Source organism: Streptomyces kunmingensis (genome assembly GCF_039533535.1).
GTDB classification, from domain to species: domain Bacteria; phylum Actinomycetota; class Actinomycetes; order Streptomycetales; family Streptomycetaceae; genus Streptomyces; species Streptomyces kunmingensis.
The window spans coordinates 77,784-97,712 of the sequence record NZ_BAAATS010000013.1; the positions used below are offsets into that span (position 1 = coordinate 77,784).

The 19,929-nt window shown below is 70.7% G+C and carries 16 protein-coding genes and 1 pseudogene; 5 read left to right on the top strand and 12 right to left on the bottom strand.

What is annotated here, in order from left to right:
- Positions 1–9: 9 nt before the first annotated feature.
- The 3 genes from ABD366_RS17010 to ABD366_RS17020 form a co-directional block, all read right to left on the bottom strand.
- Entirely contained in the window at positions 10–1,101 is a 1,092-nt protein-coding gene (locus tag ABD366_RS17010) for a Gfo/Idh/MocA family protein (protein ID WP_324772969.1), read from the bottom strand.
- Positions 1,086–1,748, bottom strand: coding sequence for a ThuA domain-containing protein (locus ABD366_RS17015; protein WP_324772967.1), 663 nt, complete (start codon positions 1,746–1,748; stop codon positions 1,086–1,088). Before ABD366_RS17015 ends, ABD366_RS17010 begins: the two co-directional genes overlap by 16 nt.
- A gap of 147 nt (positions 1,749–1,895) precedes the next feature.
- Positions 1,896–2,912, bottom strand: a complete 1,017-nt coding sequence (locus tag ABD366_RS17020) for a hydroxyacid dehydrogenase (protein WP_324772965.1) — start codon at positions 2,910–2,912, stop codon at positions 1,896–1,898.
- A 587-nt stretch (positions 2,913–3,499) separates the two neighbouring features.
- Here ABD366_RS17020 and ABD366_RS17025 point away from each other — a divergent pair.
- Positions 3,500–4,120: an HAD family hydrolase gene (locus ABD366_RS17025; protein ID WP_324772963.1), complete on the top strand. Its 621-nt coding sequence runs from the start codon at positions 3,500–3,502 to the stop codon at positions 4,118–4,120.
- Between the two features lie 25 nt (positions 4,121–4,145).
- Here ABD366_RS17025 and ABD366_RS17030 read toward each other — a convergent pair whose 3' ends face one another.
- The 5 genes and pseudogenes from ABD366_RS17030 to ABD366_RS17050 form a co-directional block, all read right to left on the bottom strand.
- On the bottom strand, positions 4,146–5,837 hold the full coding sequence (locus tag ABD366_RS17030; RefSeq protein WP_324772961.1) for a S9 family peptidase: 1,692 nt from the start codon (positions 5,835–5,837) through the stop codon (positions 4,146–4,148).
- 334 nt (positions 5,838–6,171) lie between these two features.
- The gene (locus ABD366_RS17035) at positions 6,172–6,831 is read right to left on the bottom strand and encodes a TetR/AcrR family transcriptional regulator (RefSeq protein WP_344442004.1); all 660 of its coding nucleotides are present in this window, start codon (positions 6,829–6,831) and stop codon (positions 6,172–6,174) included.
- Positions 6,832–6,940: 109 nt separating this feature from the next.
- On the bottom strand, positions 6,941–9,085 hold the full coding sequence (locus tag ABD366_RS17040; RefSeq protein ID WP_344442006.1) for an acyltransferase family protein: 2,145 nt from the start codon (positions 9,083–9,085) through the stop codon (positions 6,941–6,943).
- Between the two features lie 170 nt (positions 9,086–9,255).
- Positions 9,256–9,375: pseudogene (locus ABD366_RS17045) on the bottom strand (aminoglycoside phosphotransferase family protein); the annotation flags it as partial.
- Positions 9,376–9,420: 45 nt separating this feature from the next.
- The gene (locus ABD366_RS17050; protein WP_324768784.1) at positions 9,421–10,371 is read right to left on the bottom strand and encodes an SDR family NAD(P)-dependent oxidoreductase; all 951 of its coding nucleotides are present in this window, start codon (positions 10,369–10,371) and stop codon (positions 9,421–9,423) included.
- A 187-nt stretch (positions 10,372–10,558) separates the two neighbouring features.
- On the opposite strand from ABD366_RS17050, the gene ABD366_RS17055 reads away from it, so the two are divergent.
- Positions 10,559–11,728, top strand: coding sequence for an NADH:flavin oxidoreductase (locus tag ABD366_RS17055; protein ID WP_425576960.1), 1,170 nt, complete (start codon positions 10,559–10,561; stop codon positions 11,726–11,728).
- Positions 11,729–11,869: 141 nt separating this feature from the next.
- Here ABD366_RS17055 and ABD366_RS17060 read toward each other — a convergent pair whose 3' ends face one another.
- Complete coding sequence (locus tag ABD366_RS17060; protein WP_324768782.1) at positions 11,870–12,877, bottom strand: D-alanyl-D-alanine carboxypeptidase family protein; 1,008 nt, start codon at positions 12,875–12,877, stop codon at positions 11,870–11,872.
- A gap of 246 nt (positions 12,878–13,123) precedes the next feature.
- Positions 13,124–13,729 carry a flavodoxin family protein gene (locus ABD366_RS17065; RefSeq protein ID WP_324768781.1) on the bottom strand — a complete coding sequence of 202 codons (606 nt, stop codon included), beginning with the start codon at positions 13,727–13,729 and terminating at the stop codon, positions 13,124–13,126.
- Positions 13,730–13,923: 194 nt separating this feature from the next.
- Here ABD366_RS17065 and ABD366_RS17070 point away from each other — a divergent pair, with 194 nt between their 5' ends.
- Entirely contained in the window at positions 13,924–14,541 is a 618-nt protein-coding gene (locus ABD366_RS17070; protein ID WP_324768780.1) for a TOPRIM nucleotidyl transferase/hydrolase domain-containing protein, read from the top strand.
- Positions 14,542–14,684: 143 nt separating this feature from the next.
- A complete protein-coding gene (locus ABD366_RS17075; RefSeq protein ID WP_324768779.1) occupies positions 14,685–16,856 on the top strand; it encodes a TerD family protein in 2,172 nt (723 codons plus the stop codon).
- A gap of 195 nt (positions 16,857–17,051) precedes the next feature.
- Here ABD366_RS17075 and ABD366_RS17080 read toward each other — a convergent pair whose 3' ends face one another.
- Positions 17,052–17,564 carry a hypothetical protein gene (locus ABD366_RS17080; RefSeq protein ID WP_324768778.1) on the bottom strand — a complete coding sequence of 171 codons (513 nt, stop codon included), beginning with the start codon at positions 17,562–17,564 and terminating at the stop codon, positions 17,052–17,054.
- Positions 17,561–18,322: an alpha/beta fold hydrolase gene (locus ABD366_RS17085; protein ID WP_324768777.1), complete on the bottom strand. Its 762-nt coding sequence runs from the start codon at positions 18,320–18,322 to the stop codon at positions 17,561–17,563. Before ABD366_RS17085 ends, ABD366_RS17080 begins: the two co-directional genes overlap by 4 nt.
- A 324-nt stretch (positions 18,323–18,646) precedes the next feature.
- Here ABD366_RS17085 and ABD366_RS17090 point away from each other — a divergent pair.
- The coding region (locus ABD366_RS17090) for a cytochrome P450 family protein (RefSeq protein ID WP_344442013.1) at positions 18,647–19,929 on the top strand (1,283 nt) is incomplete at its 3' end.

Below are 19,929 nucleotides of genomic sequence, written 5' to 3' on the forward strand. Positions count from 1 at the left end.
AGCGTGGGGCTACTGGTCCGTCACCGGGGCCGGGCGCTCGCACGTACTGCTCACCGGCAGGGAGCGCCCCTGGTCGGCAGCGTCCATGAGGGTGAGCATGACGTCCAGGACGTGTGCGGCGAGTTCACCCGACGCGCGGTGCGGGCGTCCGGCCGCCACGGCCTCGGCCAGGTCGGCGAGGCCCACGCCCCGGTCCGCGTCCGGGAAGCCGGCGGACACGGGCAGCGTCTCCCAGCCCCCTCCGCGGTTGATCTCCACCGCGCCGTCGAAGGTGTTCGGGTCGGGAACGGACAGCGATGCCTCGCTGCCGTGCACCTCGATGCGGGGCAGGCGCGCGGCCCGGACGTCGAAGCTCATCACCAGGGTGGACAGGGCGCCGCCGACGTGTTCCAGCACGCCGGTGACATGGGTGTCGACCTCGACGGGAAACGTGTGCCCGGCGCGCGGGCCGCTGCCGACGGTGCGCTCCGCACGTGGCCGGGAGGACGCCCCGGTCACCTTGACCACGGGTCCCAGCAGATGGACCAACGCCGACAGGTAGTAGGGGCCCATGTCGAGGAGCGGGCCGCCACCGGGCCGGTAGTAGAACTCCGGATCCGGGTGCCAGGTCTCGTGGCCGGCGGTCGTCATGAAGGCGGTCGCCGCGACCGGACGGCCGAGCAGGCCTTCGTCGACCGCCTTGCGCGCGGTCTGCGTACCGGTGCCGAGGACGGTGTCGGGAGCGCAGCCGACCCGAAGTCCCGCCGCCCGCGCGGCCGTCAGCACGGCGTCGGCCTCCTTGCGGTTCGTCGCGAGGGGCTTCTCCCCGTATACGTGTTTGCCCGCGCCGAGCGCCGCGAGAGCCACGTCCGCGTGCGCGGCAGGGATCGTGAGGTTGAGGACGGCGTCCACGTCGTCCCGCGCCACGAGGTCGGCCACGGTCGGAGCGAGTGCCGCCTCTCCCCCGGCCCGGTCCGCGACGGCCCGCGCCCGGCTCCGGTCGAGGTCGGTCACAGCGGTCAGCCGTACGGATGTCAGCCGGTCCAGGGTCGACAGATAGGCGCCGCTGATCTTTCCCGCGCCCACGACGCCGATGCGCAGGGGTTTCAGCGGCTCGCCCACAGCAGCCCCCTCTCGGTCAGCGTTCGGACCTCGGGTACGTCGAAGTCGTCGGGTTTGTGTCCGATGGTCGATACGAAGACCCGGCCCGCGCCCCAGGTCCTGGTCCACACGGCGGGCATGACGGCGGGCCGGCCGTGCGGCTGGTCGGCCGGGAAGGTGGTGGTGGCCAGGACGTCGTTGTGCGGGTCGGTGAGGACCCAGTACTGCTCGCTGTGGACCGCGAAGTCGCCGAGGCCCGCGATGATCGGGTGGTCGGCGTGCTCGGGCGACAGCTGGTAGCTGTGGTCGTGGAAGCCGGGCGGGTGCATCACGAATGTGCCGCCGGTCAGCAGGTGGTAGCCGTGGTCGTGGAAGCTGTCGACGATGCCGCCGTGCCAGCCGGCCAGGCCCGTGCCCGCGCGCACCGCGGCCGCGAGGTTGTCGCTCTGTTCCCGGGTGAGGGACCCCATCGTCCAGGACTGCACGATCAGATCGGTGGCGGCGAGCCGCTCGCCGTCCTCGTACACCGCCAGGTCGTCGGAGGTCTCCACGGTGAACCCGTGGTCCTTGAGGAAGGGAAGGAACCCGTCGCTGATCGTCACGGGCTGGTGTCCGTCCCACCCGCCGCGGACGACAAGGGCCCGCCGGTTCTCGCTGGTCGAAGTCATGGCACGCTCCTGTCGACGCCGCCGCGCTGTCCGCGGGCCGCGGGCGGGGCGTTGCGAACCTACGAACCACCGAGTCTATTTGTCAATGCCGTTGATTAAGTGGCCACTTGCCGACGCCGACGGTGGCCGGCCGGGGTTCCGTGCCGGTCAGGCGAGGCGGGGCAGAGCGTCGCGGGTGACCTCGCCCAGCAGCGGCTCGCCCGCCAGCCACCGCTCGATCTCGGCGATCGCGTACTGTCCGAGGCGCTCCGCCTCGCTGCCCTGCGCGCCTGCGATGTGCGGTGTGACCAGGACATTGGGCAGGGCCGCCAACGGGTGCTCCGGAGGCAGGGGTTCGGGGTCGGTGACGTCGAGGTAGGCCTCCAGCCGGCCGGAGGCGCACTCGCGGGTCAGGGCCTGTGTGTCGACGAGGGCCCCTCGGGCCGTGTTGATCAGGGCTCCTCCGTCGGGCATGAGCGCCAGCATGGCGGCGTCGATCAGCCCGGTCGTCTCCGGCAGGAGCGGGGCGTGGAGGCTGACGATCTCGGACCGCCCGCACAGTTCGTCGAGTTCGACCCGGCGGGCGCCGATGCGGTGCGCTTCCTCGTCCGTCAGGTGCGGGTCGCTCACCAGGATCCGGTACGCGGCCTCGGAGCGGTTCAGTTCACGGATCACCCGGCGGCCGATGCGTGAGGCTCCGACGATGCCGACCGTCAGTCCGTCGGCGCCGGAGCGGGTCGCGAACTCCGGCCAGCCGTCCGCGTATCCGGCAGCCATGGTCAGGGTGCGTCGCGCGGCCAGCGTGATCAGGGCGGCGGTGTATGCGGCGACGGGTCCCGCGTTGACGTCCGCGGCGGACGAGACGACGATGCCGCGTTCCCAGAGCGCGTCGCTCACCAGGCCTTTGACGCTGCCGGCGGCGTGGACGACAGCCCGTAGGCGAGGGGCCTTCGCCAGGACGTCGGCGGTCAGGCGCGGGCAGCCCCAGCCGCTGACCAGTATCTCCGCGTCGGCCAGGGCGGCTTCCAGGGCGGGTCCCGGTTCGATGTTCCGCGATTCCGGGAGGAGCCGGACCAGTTGGGACAGGCGCGTGCGCAGGGGGTGCGGGAGGACGAGGTCGGCGACGTCGTGACTCATGACGGCGACCGCCGTGGGGCGGTCGGAGCGTGCCGCGCGCACGGTCATGGTGGAGGTCCTCTTTCGTCGTCGTGGTGCGGGACACGTCGAGGGGCCCGGGTGCCGTTGGCACCCGGGCCCCGAAGGAACTTCTACACCATCTGCCGGCCCTGGTACTGCGCCGGCCTTCTGTGTCCGCCCGCCCGGCCGAACTGCCGCCGGGAATGCGGGGATCGCGGTTGCTTGACCGGAGACCACCTCACTATCGATGTCCTGCGGTACCCGGGCTCACGACGTACGCCCGGGCGATCCTGATGGCGCCTGGTCCCTCCGTTCCCTCAGTTGTACGAATCCTGCGAACTGCACTCGTAGGTACCGACACTGCGTACCTACGATCCTGCTTGCGGCGGCCCCTGATCACTGCGGGCCACCCGATGCGGTCGCCAGCCCCGTCGCCGTCCTGCACACACGCTGGCTTCGGAACTCCACCACCGCACCGCCCTACCTGGCAGTTCGTCTCTGCCAGACCTTGTCGATCTCGGCTACGAGAAAAACCATAACCACCTCACAGCCCAATGTCTACCTCAGCCGAGATAGATTTCCGCATGTTCGACAGCTAGGTAGTCGTCCTCGATTGGGGACGGAAGAATGATGCGATGCCCATGTCTCACGCCCTCCCCTTCGACGCCGTCCTGTGCGACCTCGACGGAGTGATCCGCTTCTACGACACCGCCGAGGTGACACGCCTGGAAAGGGAGGCGGGCCTCCCGGAGGGCACCACCGCGGCCATCGGATACGCACCGGAGACAGACCTACCGCTGCTGCTGGGGCAGATCACCAGGGCGCAGTGGACGCGGACGATCGCCCAAGGCCTCGGGTCGCATGTGTCGTCGTCGCAGGCGCAGGCCCTGGCCCACGCGTTCGCCGGGGCCGGCTCCCGGGCGGACGAGGCCGTGGTGGGGCTTCTCCGCCAGGTCCGGGAGCGCTGCCCGCTCGTCGTGGTCACGAACGCGCCGGTGTGGCTCGACGACGACCTTGCGGTGCTCGGGCTGGCCGACCTCGCGGACAGCGTCGTCAACAGTTCCCTCGTCGGCGTCGCCAAGCCGCACCGACGCATCTACGAGATCGCGGCGGAGCAGGCCGGCGCCCGCCCCGACCGATGCCTGTTCGTCGACGACCGGCAGGAGAACGTCGACGCGGCCCGCGAGATCGGGATGGCCACCGTGCTGTATCGCGCTGTCGAGGATCTGAAGGCGGCCCTGGCGCCGGTCCTTTGATCGCCGAGCAGGTGTGAGCGGAGCGCTACAGCGTCTGTCCGCCCAGGTGTCGGGCGAGGAACAGTTCGGCAGCGCGGTACATGTCGATGTTGTTCTCCGGGTTCACGAAACCGTGCCCTTCGTCGGCCTTGACCATGTACTCGACGTCGACGCCACGAGCGCGCAGTGCGGCGACGATCTGGTCGGACTCGGCCTGGACGACACGTGCGTCGTTGCCGCCCTGGACGACCATCAGCGGGGTGCGGATGTCGTCGACACGGCTGAGGGGCGAGCGCTCCCACAACTGCGCCTCCTGCTCCGGGTCCGCGGGATCCCCGGCGTAGAGGTACCAGTTGTTGATCAGGTGGGGCCGGACGAACTCCGGCACCGTGCGCAGGAAGCTGACCAGGTTGGAGGGGCCGCAGAAGTCGACCGCGGCGGCGAAGACGTCGGGGGTGAAGGTGACGCCGACCAGCGCGGCATAGCCGCCGTAGGAGCCGCCGAAGATCGCGACGCGGTCCGGGTCCGTGTACCCCTGCTCGACGGCCCAGTCGACGGCGTCGATGAGGTCGTCGTGCATCTTCCCGGCCAGTTCACCGATGCCGGCCTTGAGGAACTTCTTGCCGTAGCCGGACGAGCCGCGGAAGTTGACCTGAAGCACCGCGTAACCCCGGTTGGCGAAGAACTGCGCGCTGGGATCGAAGCCCCAGCTGTCGCGGTGCCAGGGACCGCCGTGGACCAGGAGGACCGTCGGCAGTCCGGCCGGTTCGACCCCGACCGGCAGCGTCAGATGGACGGGCAGTTCAAGCCCGTCGCGCGCCGTGACCGTGAGCGGTGTCATGGGCGCGAGGCTGTCGGGGTCCCGGTGCGGGTAGGGCCGGAACAGGAGTCGGCTCCGCCCGGTCGTGTGGTCGTAGAAGAAGGTGACGCCCGGGTCGCGGTCGTGGGCGAAACTGACGACCCAGCGCTGCCCGCTGTCGTCGGACGACATGTGGGCCAGGTCGCCGTCGGAGAGCTTCGTCAGGTTCTTCAGCACGTCGGCGAAGTGCGGGGTGAGAGGGTGGATGACCTGCCGCTCACCGAGGTAGCGCACCCCGATCAGCTCTCCTGTACGCCGGTCGAGGATGAGCGGTGAGGGCAGCGTGGGAAAGACGGTGGAACGCGGGTCCAGATCGAGGGTGGGGTGACTGTCCACCTCGCTCTCCGCCCCCGTGGCCAGGTCGAGCCGCACCAGCCGGGTCCGGTCGCTTCCCCGGTTGGAACCGATCCACGCTCCGGTGCCGTCCGGGGTGAGCTGGAACGGCTGGATGTCCAGCGGGTAGTCGGAGCCGTCGAACGTGGCGACCGGAGGCCGTGCCCCCGTCTCCGGGTCCCACCTGGACAGGGCGATGTCCCCCTCGTCCGTCAACGTGTGCGTGAACAGCTTGCCGTCGGGCGTGTACAGCAGACCGGCGACCTGGCCCGGGTTCTGGGCCAGCATCGTCAACTCGGTTGTGGCGATGTCGAGTTCGTAGAGGTCGAACTCGACCGGGTTCCTGTGGTTCAGGTGGAGAAGCGCCTTGCCCGGCCGCGACGGCGTCGTCTCCAGGCCCACGGCCCTGGCGCCGGGGAAGGGGGTGAGGTCGAGCGCCTCCGCGTCCGGGTTCTCCAGGTCGACCCGGTAGATGTGCCAGTTCTCGTCACCGTCGCCGTCCTGCTCGTACAGCAGCCACCGCGGATCACTCGTCCAGTGGTACACGTGGACACTGCGCCGGCCGTCAGCGGTGACGCACCGCGCCTCCGCATCGGTGTCTGTGTCTGTGTCTGTGTCTGTGTCTGTGTCTGTGTCTGTGTCTGTGTCTGTGTCTGTGTCGAGGCTTTGTACCCAGACGTTGAGCCGGTCGCGCCACGGTGCGAGGTAGGCGATCCGGGTGCCGTCGGGTGAGATCGACGCGTTGGCGCGGGCCGGGGCGGCGAAGAAGTCCTCGACTGCGAACCGCGGGGGCTGGGGCTGATTGACGGGCATACGGACACTCCCATTCGCGTGCGCTTGTGTTCGGTTGCCGGTTCGTGGACGCGGGTCGCGGGTCGCGTCAGGCGACGGGATCGCCCACGGCGCCGCCGGTGGCCCGGTGGATCGCCCGGCCGTAGCGGCGGGCGAGCGCCGGCACGTCCTGCAACTCACCCAGGTCGGCGCCGGAGAGGAGAACCGTGCCGATGTGCTCGTCCAGCACCCGGATCACCGAGGCCGCCGACGCGGCATGCAGGCGCACCTCCAGGTCCTCGCGCGGACGGCCCAGCCGGTCGCCGACGATCGCGCACAGCTCTCGTTCCGTCTGATCGCAGGCCATCAACCAGGCCGTACGCAGGGCCGGTTCGGAGTCGGCGAGCCGGATCATCTTCATCGCGAGCATCTCGTCCGCGAGATCGACGGGGGGCTTCTCGTGCCCGAGACGGGCCAGTTCCGCTGTCAGATGCGCCTCGAGCGAACGCTCCCGCGGCCAGCTGCGCAGCACCGTCATCAGCGTGACGACGCCCTGCATGACGATCGGCTCGGCGCAGCTCTCCTTGCTGCGGAAATGGCGCCAGATCGTGCGCGTGGACAGGCCCACGGCCTCCGCGATCTGGTCGCCACTGGTGGCGGCCAGTCCCTGCTCCCAGAACAGGCGTGCCGCCTCCCGGGAGATCTCGAGGCGCAGACGCGCACGCCGCTGCTCGCTCATCCCTCCCCCGCCGCGCTTCTCTGCCGTCATGGCCCGGCCGCCCTTCTTTCTACGTGCCCCTGAACAACTCGCGCCCCTGAACACTCGTGTCCCTAAACGACAGTATGTCGTTAAGTGACAGAAAAAGCGAGCGTGCAGGTCAGCGGCGGGGTGAGAGGAGGCCTCTGCCGAGTTCCGCGCCAAGAACCGGGGCCAGAGCTCGTGCGTAGGACTCAGCGATGTGGCCGTCGTCGCGGTAGACGAGGGTGTCGGCCACCAGTACCGGGCACGTTGCGGGCGCGCACAGCCAGCGGTGCGGGTCCACGGCCGTGGCGCCGGTCGCCGCCGCCGCGGCCCGGACCGCGGCGGCCCGGCGCGGGTCCTTCGCCGCACGCCCGGGCGTGACCGCGCACCGCCTCAGGTCCAGCGGATGTGTGCCCGCGCAGTCCACCGCGTCCGACGCGGGCCAGGGCGTGTCGAGAAGCGCCGCCACGCGGGCCCCGCTCGCCCGGATCGCCCGGTACGTCCGCTCGAAGCCGGCCGTCCACTGCCGAACCTCTCCCCCGGCGTCCGGGTACGCGACGTCGCCCGCGTCGGACGAGGAGGCGATCACCAGGTCGGGCCGTAGGGCGGCGATCCGCTCCAGGACCTTCGCGCGCCAGGTGTCGCACGCGGTGTACGGCTTGGCGTCGCTGACGATGGTGACGTCGGCGACCTTGCAGGAGGCCTTCGTCAGCGAGACGAGCCGCCAGTGACGTTCGCGCGCGAGGCGCTCGAGAGCGGGGAACCACTGGGCGGCGTGCGAGTCGCCGAAGAGCACCACCGTGGTGTCCGAGGCCGGGTCGCCGTACACGCAGGACGGCACCTCGACCGAGGCCAGGCCGACATGGCAGCCGTCGCCGTACACCTCTGAGCGGGCGGCCTTGATCTCGGTGAGGCCGGGCGTGAGATTGCTGGGTACGACGTCGTGGGGCTCGGCGAGCAGTTGGGACAGGCGTGCCTGCGGATCCGGCGCCCGGTCGAGGGCCGCGGCCAGACCGGGCGCCGGGCGGCCGGAGTCGATCGCGGGCGGGAAGAGCGCCGCGACGAGAGCGAGAGCCACGGCCCCCGCCGTCAGGCCGGCTCCCAGCCCCAGGGCCCTGCGCGGGCGGTCCCGGAAGGTGGCGCCGAACCGTACGGGGTTCTCCACGAGCCGCAGCGTCAGCCAGGCCAGAAGGAGCGCGAACGCGCACATCGCCAGCCGGGTCCACGCGCCGGCCTCGGGCCGGTCCAGGGCGACGGGCAGGATCACGAGCAGCGGCCAGTGCCACAGGTACCAGCCGTAGGAGAGACCGCCGAGGGCCGTCAACGGCCGCTGCCGCAAGAGGAGTTCAGCGCCGAAGCGGCTGGGGACGCAGCCGCCCGCGAGCACGAGTACCGTGCCGGCGACGGGGACGAGAGCCGCGTACCCGGGGAACGGGGTGGCGTCGTCGAACGTGAGGGCCGCTGCGACGATGGCCGCCAGGCCCGCCCAGGACAGCGTTCCGGCGAGCGGCGGCGGCATGTGCCGCAGGCGGTGGGCGCAGAGGGCGAGGAGCGCTCCGGCGGCCGGCTCCCACGCCCGGGTGTGCGAGCCGAAGTAGGCCCAGGAAGCGGAGGTCGGCGTCGTGCGGACGCTGAGGAAGAGCGACAGGGTAAGGAGGACAGTGGCGATCGTGGTTTGTACGGCGGCCGTTCGCCGGGCCGTGCGCCCCTCTCGCCGCTGCCGTGCCGCCGCCAGATATGCGGCGGCGAGCAGTAGCGGCCACACCACGTAGAACTGCTCCTCGACGGCCAGCGACCAGAAGTGCTGGAAGGGTGAGGGCGGGTCGGTCGCCTGCAGATAGTCGGTGCCGGACACGGCGAGCCGGAGGTTGACGGCGTACAGGCCGCTCGCGATCGCGTCGCCCACGTATGCCGTGAAGCGCGTCTTGGAGAGGAACAGATACGCCCCGGCGAGCGTCACGACCGCGACCAGGGTGGAGGCGGGCAGCAGGCGCAGGGCCCGCCGGGCGTAGAAGCGGGTCACGGAGATGCGGCCGGTGCGGTCGAGTTCGCGGATGAGCAGGGATGTGATGAGGAAGCCGGATATGACGAAGAAGACGTCGACGCCGACATAGCCGCCGCTGAAGTGCCGCAGCCCGGCGTGCGACAGCACGACGAGCGTGACGGCCACGGCACGCAGCCCCTGAATGTCCGCGCGCCGGGCGGCGGCCGCGCCCGGCGCGTGTCCCACCGCTCTCGGCTTCGGCAGGCGTCGTCCGGGCCGCGGCAGTGCTTGGGTCACGGTGTCTACGTCTTTCTCGCGGATAACGGATACACGGGGGCATCCATGAGACGGACGTGACAGACGGCCAGTTGCGCCCTGCCCGTGGAGTTCCTCGGGTCTCCGATCGCGCGCGACCTGGGGCTCATCCCGCGTTGGGCCCGGGTTCACACATGTGCCGAAACGGGGCTTCAGCGGATCAGGTCCAGCGCCTGTCCCAGGTTGTGCTCGGCGATGCCCGCCATGAAGGCCCGGTCGGGAAAGTCACCGTCGAGCAGCCACAGCGGGCCGGCGGTCAGCGAGAGCCGCTGAAAACGTCGTCGGCGGCAGCACATATGCAAGCCGCCCGCTCTTGGCTATGTGCGGGCAGGCCCCGGGTCGGCTCCGGTCAGTTCGTGGCTCGTGTCCCACAGGCGTGACGCGAGGGACGCGTCGGAGAGGTGGTTCCACAGCGGTTCACGGCGGGGCTCGCCGCGCAGGCCGAAGACGCGCGGGCCCCATAGTTGGCCGCCTCGCACCTCCGGGTCGAGGACCGCCCGCACCGCGGGCCACGCGCCCTCGTGTTTGCCCTGGACGAGGAGGCCGGCGGGCGCCGCGCCCAGCCGTGCGCCCGTCGTCCGTACGTGGATCGGCGGCCGTGACGGGGTGAGGGAGTCCAGTGCGCCACCGGGATGGACCACCACGCTCGACACCGTGCTGCCGACGGCCCGCAGCCGGCGGTCGAGCTCGACACCGAAGTACATCTGCGCCAACTTCGAGCGCCCATAGGTGCGTTTGGGCCGGTAGTCCTCCCGGGACTGCGGGTCGGCCAGGTCGAGCCGCTCGGTCTTCGCCGCGAAACTGCCCATGCTCACCACGCGTGCGGCCGGCGCTGCCGACAGGAGCGGCATCAGCCACGCGGTCAGAGCGAAGTGTCCGAGGTGGTTCGTGCCGAACATGATCTCGTGACCGTCCACGGTCTCCTGGCGCGGCGGATCGTCCAGTGCGACACCGGCGTTGTGGACCACCGCGTCGAGGTGTGCCACCTCCAGGGACGCCACCGCCGCCTCGAGCGAGGAGAGGTCGGCGAGGTCCAGGCGCACGGCCCGCAGCCGCGCGCCGGCCACACGCGCGCGGATGGAGTCCATGGCCGCCTCGGCCTTGGCGACGTTCCGGCTGCCGAGTACGACGGTGGCCCCGGTCGTCGCCAACTGCTCCGCGACGAAGTACCCGATTCCTGCGTTGCCCCCGGTGACCAGGAAGACGCGTCCGTCGGCGCGAGGCAGCCGACGGACATCCCAGGGCGAGGTGGTGGACGTGGACGACATGGCCGAGTGCTCCTTGCTGGTACGCCGAGTGCGGCTGCTCCGCGACTCGACCACCCCACCATCGCAAGCGTCACCGACATATCGCCGATGGATCACCGACATCCCCCGGTGGCCGGGATCACACCGCGCCCCGGCGGGGTGACGGAATGCCACGCGGCCCGGATCAGTTGCGCACATCGAGTATTCAATGCACGTGCACATACTGACTGGTACCCAGGAGGAACACTCCGTGACTGACTCCGCGCCGCAGGCGTCCCGCGCCGCCGACACCCTCTCCCGCCCCCTCGCGCTGAACGGCCTGACCGTACGGAACCGCATCGCGATGGCGCCGATGACGCGCATGTTCTCGCCGGACGGCGTTCCGGGCGAGGATGTCCGCTCCTACTACTCGCGGCGCGCCGCCGCGGGCGTGGGTCTCATCATCACCGAGGGGACCTACGTCGACCACGCGTCGGCCGGTGAGAGCAGCCGGGTGCCGCGCTTCCACGGCGAGGAGCAGCTGGCCGGCTGGGCGAAGGTCGCCGACGACGTGCACGCGGCGGGCGGCGCGATCGTGCCGCAGCTGTGGCACATCGGCATGGTCCGCAAGCCGGACCGCCCGCCCTTCGCCGAGGCGCCGGTCGTCGGCCCCTCCGGGATCGCCGTCGACGGCACCGAGGACGCCGGCAAGGCGATGACGCAGTCCGACGTGGACGACGTCATCGGTGCCTTCGCCCGGGCCGCCAAGGACGCCGAGCGCATCGGTCTCGACGGCGTCGAGGTGCACGGCGCGCACGGCTACCTCCTCGACCAGTTCCTGTGGTCGGGCACGAACCGCCGCAGCGACGCCTACGGTGGCGACCCCGTGGCCCGCACCAAGTTCGCGGCCGAGATCGTCGCCGCGATCCGGGAGAACGTCTCCCCCGACTTCCCCGTCATCTTCCGGTTCTCGCAGTGGAAGCAGGAGGCCTACGAGGCCCGGCTCGCGGAGACTCCGGAGGAGCTGGAGGCGATCCTGAACCCGCTCGCCGCGGCCGGCGTCGACGCCTTCCACGCCTCCACCCGCCGTTACTGGGTCCCGGAGTTCGACGATTCGGACCTCAACCTGGCCGGCTGGACGAAGAAACTCACGGGCAAGCCGACCATCACGGTCGGCTCGGTCGGTCTCGACGGCGACTTCATCAACGCGTTCCTGGGCGAGGGCTCCCAGACCAAGGGCATCGACGACCTGCTCGACCGCCTGGAGCGCGACGAGTTCGACATGGTCGCCGTCGGCCGCGCCCTGCTCCAGGACCCCCAGTGGGCGCAGAAGGTCCTCCAGGGCCGCTTCGACGAACTGAAGCCGTACGACGCCGCCGCGCTCAAGACCCTGAGCTAGCCGGTAGCCGACAGTCAGTACCGGACCGGCCCGTGGGCGACGCACGCCGCCCACCGGCCGGTCCGCCGGCGTCAGCGACGCCGTGAACAGCACCGGTTTACATCGATGTACTTAACAGTACTTACCAATCAAGGCTGTTCGTCAGTGCGCGAAGCCCCAGTCGAGCATCTTCGTGGCGTCGTCGAAGACCTCCTGGTCGGCCCCGATGATCGCGCCGACCAGGGTGCGGTTGTCCCGCTTCGCGGCGAAGACCAGGGAGTAGCCGGCCTCCGCGCCGCTGCCGGTCTTGATGCCCAGGGCACCGTCGTAGGTGCTCAGCAGATCGTTGGTGGTGTTCCAGGTGTAGTACCGGGTGTGCCCGTTGGCCGCCGGGGCCTCGGTCTTGAACTGCGTCTGCTTCACGACGTCGGCGAACACCGGCTGCAGCATCGCGCGCTGGCCGAGCTTGGCCAGATCGCGGGCGGTGCTGCGGTTGTCGCCGTGCGAGATGCCGTCGAAGGAGTCGAAGTGCGTGCCGGTCATGCCCAGTTGCTGCGCGTGGGCGTTCATCTGGTTCTCGAAGTCGGCGACCCGCGCGTCCACGGTGTCCCCCGAGCCGAAGCTGTCGGCCAGGGCCATCGCGGCATCTCCCCCGGACGGGATCAGCATGGCGTGCAGCAGCTGACGGGCGGTGAGCTTGTCGCCGGTCTGCAGGTCGGCCGTGCTGGCCCCGTTCTCCTGGACGTAGTCCCGGTACTCCTGCTTCACCGTGATCTGCCGGTCCAGCCACTCCGGGTGCTGGAGCACCACCAGAGCGGTCATGATCTTGGTGGTGCTGGCCATCGAGACGCTGGCGTCGGCCTGGGGCCCGGCCCACATCTCCCGTTCCTGGCTGCCGTCCCGGGCGTCCAGCAGGAAGGCGTGGTCGACCTTGACGTCGGGGACGGACTGGTCTCTCGTGGCCGGCGCGGCCTGATCCTGACCGGCGGGAGTAGTCGTCTCACCACTCGGCCGGGCGTTCTCGTCGACGGTCTGCGTGGCATTGGGGGTGGCGGTGGCCGCCTCGGCGAGGCCACCGGCGGTGATCGGCAGGACCGCTCCGACGAGCGCGACCGTGGCGAGCCGCGCTCCAGTACGGTGGATCCGGTTGGGGCGGGCGTGGGAACCCATAAGGCATCTCTTCTCCCGGCGCGAGAACGCCGGCTTTGTCAAGGGAATCTCGGTGCATACCGAACCTACTTGCGCGGTGCCGACCACTGTCAAGATCGCTATGTCATAGCCGGGTAACAGGGCGCACGCTCATGGAGATGCCGTGCAGACACCCGGCACGACCTGTGACGCGACCTGCACTTCACGTCCGTGCGCGCCACTGACCACCGCGGTTCTCCGTAGCTCGGGACGGCAGTTCTCCGACGCTCAGGACGGCGGAGCCGGCAGCGGTTTCGCGGCGAGGGCCCGTGCCGCGTGGACGAGGTTGGAGACCATGGCCCGGCCGGTGGACGCGGCCCAGTCGTGACCGCGATCGTCGTCCAGGTAGTCGGGGCCGGGACCGGGGCCGAGATGCCAGTAGGTCCACGCCTGGCCGGGGACGGTGTACCCGATGTCGCCGAGGGCGCCGCCGATCTCGCTGATGACGTGGTGGGCGCCGTCCTCGTTGCCGGTGACCAGGACGCCGGCCACGCGGTTGTAGGCCACCGGCCGGTCCTCGTCGTCGGTCTCGCCGACCATGGCGTCCATGCGCTCGAGCACACGCTGGGCGAGAGAGGAGGGACGGCCGAGCCAGGTCGGCGAGGCGATGATCAGGATCTGCGACGCCAGCAGCTTCTCGTGCACCCCCGGCCAGTCGTCCTCCTCGCCCATGTCCGTTTCGACGCCGGGCTTCAGCCGCAGGTCGACGGCCCGCACCACGTCGGCCTCGACACCGTGCCCCTTCATGGCCGCGATGACCGTGCCGGCGAGAGCTTCGGTGTTCGACGGCTGGGGCGACGGCTTGAGGGTGCAGTTGATCACTAGTGCGCGCATAAGGCGACTGTCCCCGTTCCCGGCGCCCGTCGTGCGACCCGGGCATCCGTTCACTCACCCGGACGAGCTCGGACACGGGCGCGCGGCCGGCCTTCCTGGCGCACGCGGCCCGCAAGGGCGGTGAACGCCAGGGCGTGCGCCGCCGCTTCCACAACTCACGTGCCGTGTCACCTGGGGACGTGCACACTCGCCCCATGGCGGACATGAAGGCGTTCCAGGACGCGGTGACCCTCTGGGCGACGGGCGGTTGCGACAAGCCGGCGCGCGAACTGGCGGAAAGCACACGAGTACGGACCGCGGTGCTGCTGGAGGGGCTGAGCGATCTCGCGGCCGTCGAGGCGCTGGCCGCCCGGCGCGGCCGGGACCTGGGCGCCGAGGGAGTGTGCGCCGTGCCGATGGGCGGAGCCATGAGCGTCGGCCGCTATGCCGGTCTGCTCGGGCCGCCCGGCCTCGGGCTGCGTCTGACAGGACTCTGCGACGAGGGTGAAAAGGCCGTCTACGAGCGGGGGCTGACACGGGCACAGGCGCCGCTGGAGGACATCTACGTATGCGCCGCGGATCTGGAGGACGAACTGATCCGCGCGCTCGGCACGGACGCGGTCGAGGAGATCTTCCGCGCCGAAGGTGACTTCCGTGCCTGGCAGACCTTTCAGCGCCAGCCCGCGCAGCACGGCCGGGCCCGGCATCAGCAGGTGCGGCGTTTCCTCGGCACGAAGAAGGGCCGCAAGATCCGCTACGGCCGGCTCCTCGTCGAAGCCCTCGCCCCGGAGCGGACGCCGCCCCCGCTCGACGCCCTCTTCGCGCGACTGTGAGCGCACGTGCGCACGGACCAGCGGCCGTTCCGAACGAGCGCCGCACCAAAGCGCCGTACGAGGATGTGGACCCCGCACAGTGCCGGAGCCGTACGCGACAAACTCGCGTGCGTCGGCTCGTACACCTCTGCGATCATCCCGAAATGGCGCACCGTCTCGAATCGCTGGTCATCCGGCACACCCACCGCCTCCCCTCTCCCGTCGGCTCCGCCGGGCAAGGGGCCCTCGCCGCGCGGCAGTTCGACGCCGCGCTGACATCCGTGGGCTTCAAGCTCTCGGCCGCGCTGCTGGAGCGGCTGTCGGGACTCTCCGAGGGCGCGGTCGTGCACACGGCCAGGCGGACCCTGCGCACCGTGAGCGAGATGGTGGGCGACCACGTCCGGCACAACGCGTACTTCATCGACTTCCCGGCGAACGTGCCGGACACCGAAGAGTTCTGGATGCGCTGCGTGGCAGAGGCGCTCGGCGACGAGAAGGTGCGCGAGAACGTACAAGCGCAGTTGATGCGCGGGTCACTGGACCTGCTCAGCCTTCCCGCGTACGGCCGCTACCAGCACACCTACGAGGAAATGCTCGCGGCGCAGGACGAGTTGATCGCATCGGCGGGCGACCGGATCACCGTCCTGCACCTCGGCGGGGACCTGGACGAGGAACTCACCGGCCTGTATCTGGCCCTGGCCGGCAGCACGACCCCGTTGGGCGAGGACGACCTGCGCGACCTGAAGGTCCTCGCCGAACGGTGCGCGCTCGGCCCCCAGCCGGAGGCGATCCCGGTCCGGGAGAACCGGGCGGTCGTCAACGAGGCCCGGATCGGCGTGGGCGCGGACCTGCTTCTCGACACCGTCACCGATGTGTTGCGGCTGGCCTGCGCATTGTCGGGCGGCGACGTGACCCTGGAGGAGCCGACCCGGTTCCGGGCGCTGTCGCGGCCGCTGCGCCGGGCACTCCTCGCGGGTCTCGACGCCGTGATCGCGGCGAACCCGGCCAAGCTCGCCGATGTGCACGCCCACCGTGAGCCTTTCAAGCGACTCGGCGAGCGTCTGCACCCACACGAGTACCCCCGTTGGCCGCACGCCGCGGAGGTGTTCGCCGTCGCACGGGGGGAGAAGGAGGCGCGCTCCTTCGACAGCCGGGTCGCGAAGCTCCTCGACGCGTCCGACGTCCTCGGGGCGGTGAAGCTGCTGGAGTCCGCACCCGGCAAGCTGTTCCGCGCCCTGGACCACCTGCTGCGCGCCGCCGCCGGCCAGGAGGAGCGGGACGCGGTGGTCGCCGCCGCGGTACGGGTCGCCCCCGACGTCTCCGGGCGGGTCGTGCTCTCGGTGCGCGAGCACCTCCACAACCGCGAGCGCGAGAGCGCCGAACCCCGCATCTTCGTCAATCGCCGGGGACGCGCCTGGGTGGCCCCCGACGTCCGGCCGCCGGTTCCGGCCGCGGACCGCGATCGCCTGATCGCCGCCCTCGATGCGGAGCTGCGCCGCAGGCTTCCCGCGCCCGGCCGGCTGCTGCTCGACCCCGATGTCCTCGACGTGGCGCTGCCGCTCAGCGGCAGGGCGACCGCGGCCGGGCTCGGAGTGCTGCCCCGGGGGTCGGTGTCGGCGGTCGACGGCGAACAGCTGCGTTTCTTCGTGTACTGGAAGGAAGCCGGGCGCACCACCGACTACGACCTGTCCGCGCTGCTTCTCCACTCCGACTACAGCACCGATTGCTGGCTCTCGTACACGTCCCTGACGGCCGTCGGCGGCGAGCACTCGGGCGACATCACCGAGGCGCCCGACGGGGCCTCGGAGTTCATCAGCCTGTCCCTGGACCGGATCCGCGGCAGCTTCATCGTTCCGCAGGTCGACATCTACGCCGGTGAAGGCTTCGACGAGGTCGAGGAGTCGTTCTTCGGCTACATGCTGCGCGACGCGGAACAGCGCGGACGGCCGTTCGAGCCGCGCACGGTGCGCATGAAGTCGGAGCTGCGGGGAGTGGGCCGGGTGGCGCTTCCGCTGGTGTTCCGTCGCGCGGACGACGGCCGCTGGCACGCGAAGTGGCTGCACCTGTACCTGAGGGGCATCTCCTCGGCCAACCGGGTCGAGGAGAACCAGATATCGGTGTCGAAGGTGGTGCGCGCTCTGGTGGAGCGCGAGCAGTTGACGGTGTGGTACCTGGTCGGCCTGATGTCCGGTGACACCACGGCCGTGGAGCTGTGGGACGGCGAGCCGGTCCCGGACGAGCCGGTGATGTACATCGGCCTCGAACGTCCCGAGGGACTGCACCCCGATTCGCGCGTCATCACCCTCGAAAATCTGCGCGACCTGATCCCGGACTGAGTGTTACCGTTGCCCACGGCGAGGCCATGAAGGGGCTTCCTTCTCAACTCCTTATTTGATACAAGTCCCTTCGCTTTCCTCGCCGTTGACTTCGTCCGGGGCGCCCGCGTGGCGCCTCGGACTCAGAGCCTGTGTCATATCCCCGGCCGGCGATATGACACAGGCTCTCAATGTTTGCGGCCCCGCCGGGCCCCCTCAGGCGTCGTCGTCCTGATCCGCCCGGGAGGCGCGCCGCCCCCGTGTCAGCGCCAGGACGCTTCCCGCGACGGCGATCACGGCGATGGCGATGGCGATACTGACCCCGCCCTGGGTGTCCCAGTACACGTCTTCCAGGCTGATCAACAGGGCCGCCTCGTCGATGATCAGGGCCAGGCCCACCCCGTAGGCCAGCCCCATCCAGGCGCGTGCCCGCGCCGAGCGTTCGACCAGGCCCGCCGCGCCGACCACGACGAGCAGCAGGATCCCCCACACGTAATGGTGGATGTGCACGCCGCCGGCGCTCATGTCACCGACGCCGGCCACATCGATGTGGATCAGCCATGTGAGCAGCCGCATCCCGCCGAAGGTGAGCGTGAAGCCCCACCAGGCCAGTACGAAGCCGCGGCGCTTCGGGGAGATGCCGGGCAGCAGACGCAGCCAGGGCGAGGGCCGTTCGGGCCGCCCGGACCGCCTGTGCCGTTCGGGGCCGGAGGATGGTGACGACATCATGCGGGGCCTTCCGGATCGTCCGCCACGAACTTCTGGATCAGCGTCACCAACGCGTCCGGGGCGCTGTAGTGGGCCGCGTGCGCCGCGCCCGGGATCTCGGCCGTCCGTCCGTCGCCGGCCAGGCGGGCCACCCGCCGGCACCAGGAACGGGACGCGATGGGGTCCCCCGCGCCACGTACGACGAGCGTCGGTACGCGGATCCGTGCCAGGTTCGCCTCGAACGACTCCGCCGAGTCCCGCAACGCATGGCGGAACGAGGCGGCGCAGCGCAGCGGGCCGGTCACCAGGTAGTCGGACACGGCCAGTGCGAGCATGCGAAGCGGCTCGCGGGGTGCGTCGCGAAGCAGCCGCCCGGCCTGACGCCACCCCGACGCGCCCGGATCGAGCGCCGGGCCGACCAGCACCAGTTTGCTCACCATGCGCGGTTCACGGGCGGCGAAGGCCGCGACGACCTGGCAGCCGACCGAGTTGGCCACCAGCACAGTGGGTGCCAGGGAGAACCGCCGGTGCAAGTGCGCCAGAGCATCGGCGAGTTGATCGACATCGGGTGCGCGGGCGGCGGCGGCCCGCGACCGCACGTTGCCCGGCAGGTCGGGCACCAGCACAGCCGTTCCGCGCGCGGCGAGCCGGCGCGCGAGCGGCACGAAGTACCGCCCCGAGAGCCCGAGCCCGTGCACGAGCACCACGGCCGGGGCCCCTTCGCGCGGCCTCGGCCCGAACCCGCGGGTGAAGAACCCCGCCTCTGTCGTCTGATCCACCGGCCCACACCACCATTTCCTCAGGGCCACGGTCGGCGTGACCTCTCCGGGCAGCCACAACTGCCCTCCTTCGAGCGCGGCAAATGGAGGGAGGCGCGCACCGCGCGGGACGCCTTGTCCCGACGACTACGGCCGGGCGCCACTTACCGACGCGCCGACGGGCAACTAGCCTGTCCGTAGCCCGCCCTGTCCATAGCCTGCTCCGACCGCTCGACATGACCGGTGCCCGTCCCTCTCGCACGCCTTGCGTTCGCGCCGCGCCCACAGCAGCCCTCTCAGCCGAGGAGCCTTCGCATGCACGAGCCGCAGATGCACGAGTCGCAGATGCACGAGTCACAGATCGTCGTTCTGAACGCAGCCGGGAGCGACCGGCACACCGAGGATGCGGAGCTGCGCTCGCGCGGCCCGGCCGCTCGCGTCGACATCCTGGGCGTCGAGGCCTGGTCGGTGACCGACCCGGCTCTCCTGAAACAGCTCCTCACGGACCCACGGGTCTCCAAGGACGCCCGGCAGCACTGGCCGATGTTCCCCGACAAGATCATCGGCAGCTGGCCGCTGGCCCTGTGGGTGGCCGTCGACAACATGTTCACCGCCTACGGCGGCGACCACCGACGGCTGCGGCGCCTGGTCAGCCCGGCTTTCACCTCGCGCCGTATCGCCGCCCTGCAACCGCGCATCGAGGAGATCACCGGCGCGCTGCTCGACGAGTTCGCCCGGATTCCCGCCGGGGAGTCCGTCGATCTGCGGGAGCGGTTCGCCTATCCGCTGCCGATCCGGGTCATCAGCGACCTCATGGGGCTGCCCGAGCACTCCCGGCCCGGCTTCCGCCGGACCGTCGACCGTGTCTTCGACACGACGCTCAGCCCCGAGCAGGCGGCCGCGAACACCGAGGAGATGTACGCGATCCTGGCCGGCCTGGTCGCGGCGAAACGAGCCGAACCCGGCACGGACATGACGTCCGTCCTCATCGCCACCCGCGACGACGACGGCTCCACCCTGACCGAACAGGAACTCCTCGACACTCTCCTTCTCGTGATCAGCGCGGGGTACGAGACCACCGTCAACCTGCTGGACCAGGCCATCGCCGCGCTGCTCACCCATCCCGAACAGCTCGCCCTGGTCCGCGAGGGCAGGAGCGCGTGGACAGACGTCGTCGAGGAGAGCCTGCGCTACGAGGCTCCCGTGGCCCACCTGCCGATGCGGTACGCGGTCGAGGACATCACGCTGGCGGGCGGAACCGTGATCCGCCGGGGCGAGGCGATCCTGGCCTCCTACGCGGCGGCGGGCCGGCACCCCGAACTCCACGGACCGAGCGCCGGTTCCTTCGACGTGACCCGCGTCGGCAAGACGCACCTCGCCTTCGGGCACGGCGTCCACGTCTGCCTCGGCGCGGCCCTGGCCCGGATGGAGGCCGAGACCGCGCTCCGGGCGCTGTTCACCCGCTTCCCGGACCTCTCCCTGGCCGTCCCCGCATCCGCACTGCGCCCCACGGAGTCCTTCATCTCCAACGGACACCGCGAACTGCCGGTCATTCTCCGCCCGGCAGGCCATAGGACTCCGTTAGGTCTTCCCGTTTGTGCTGATCAAGAGCATGTTGGATGTGTGGA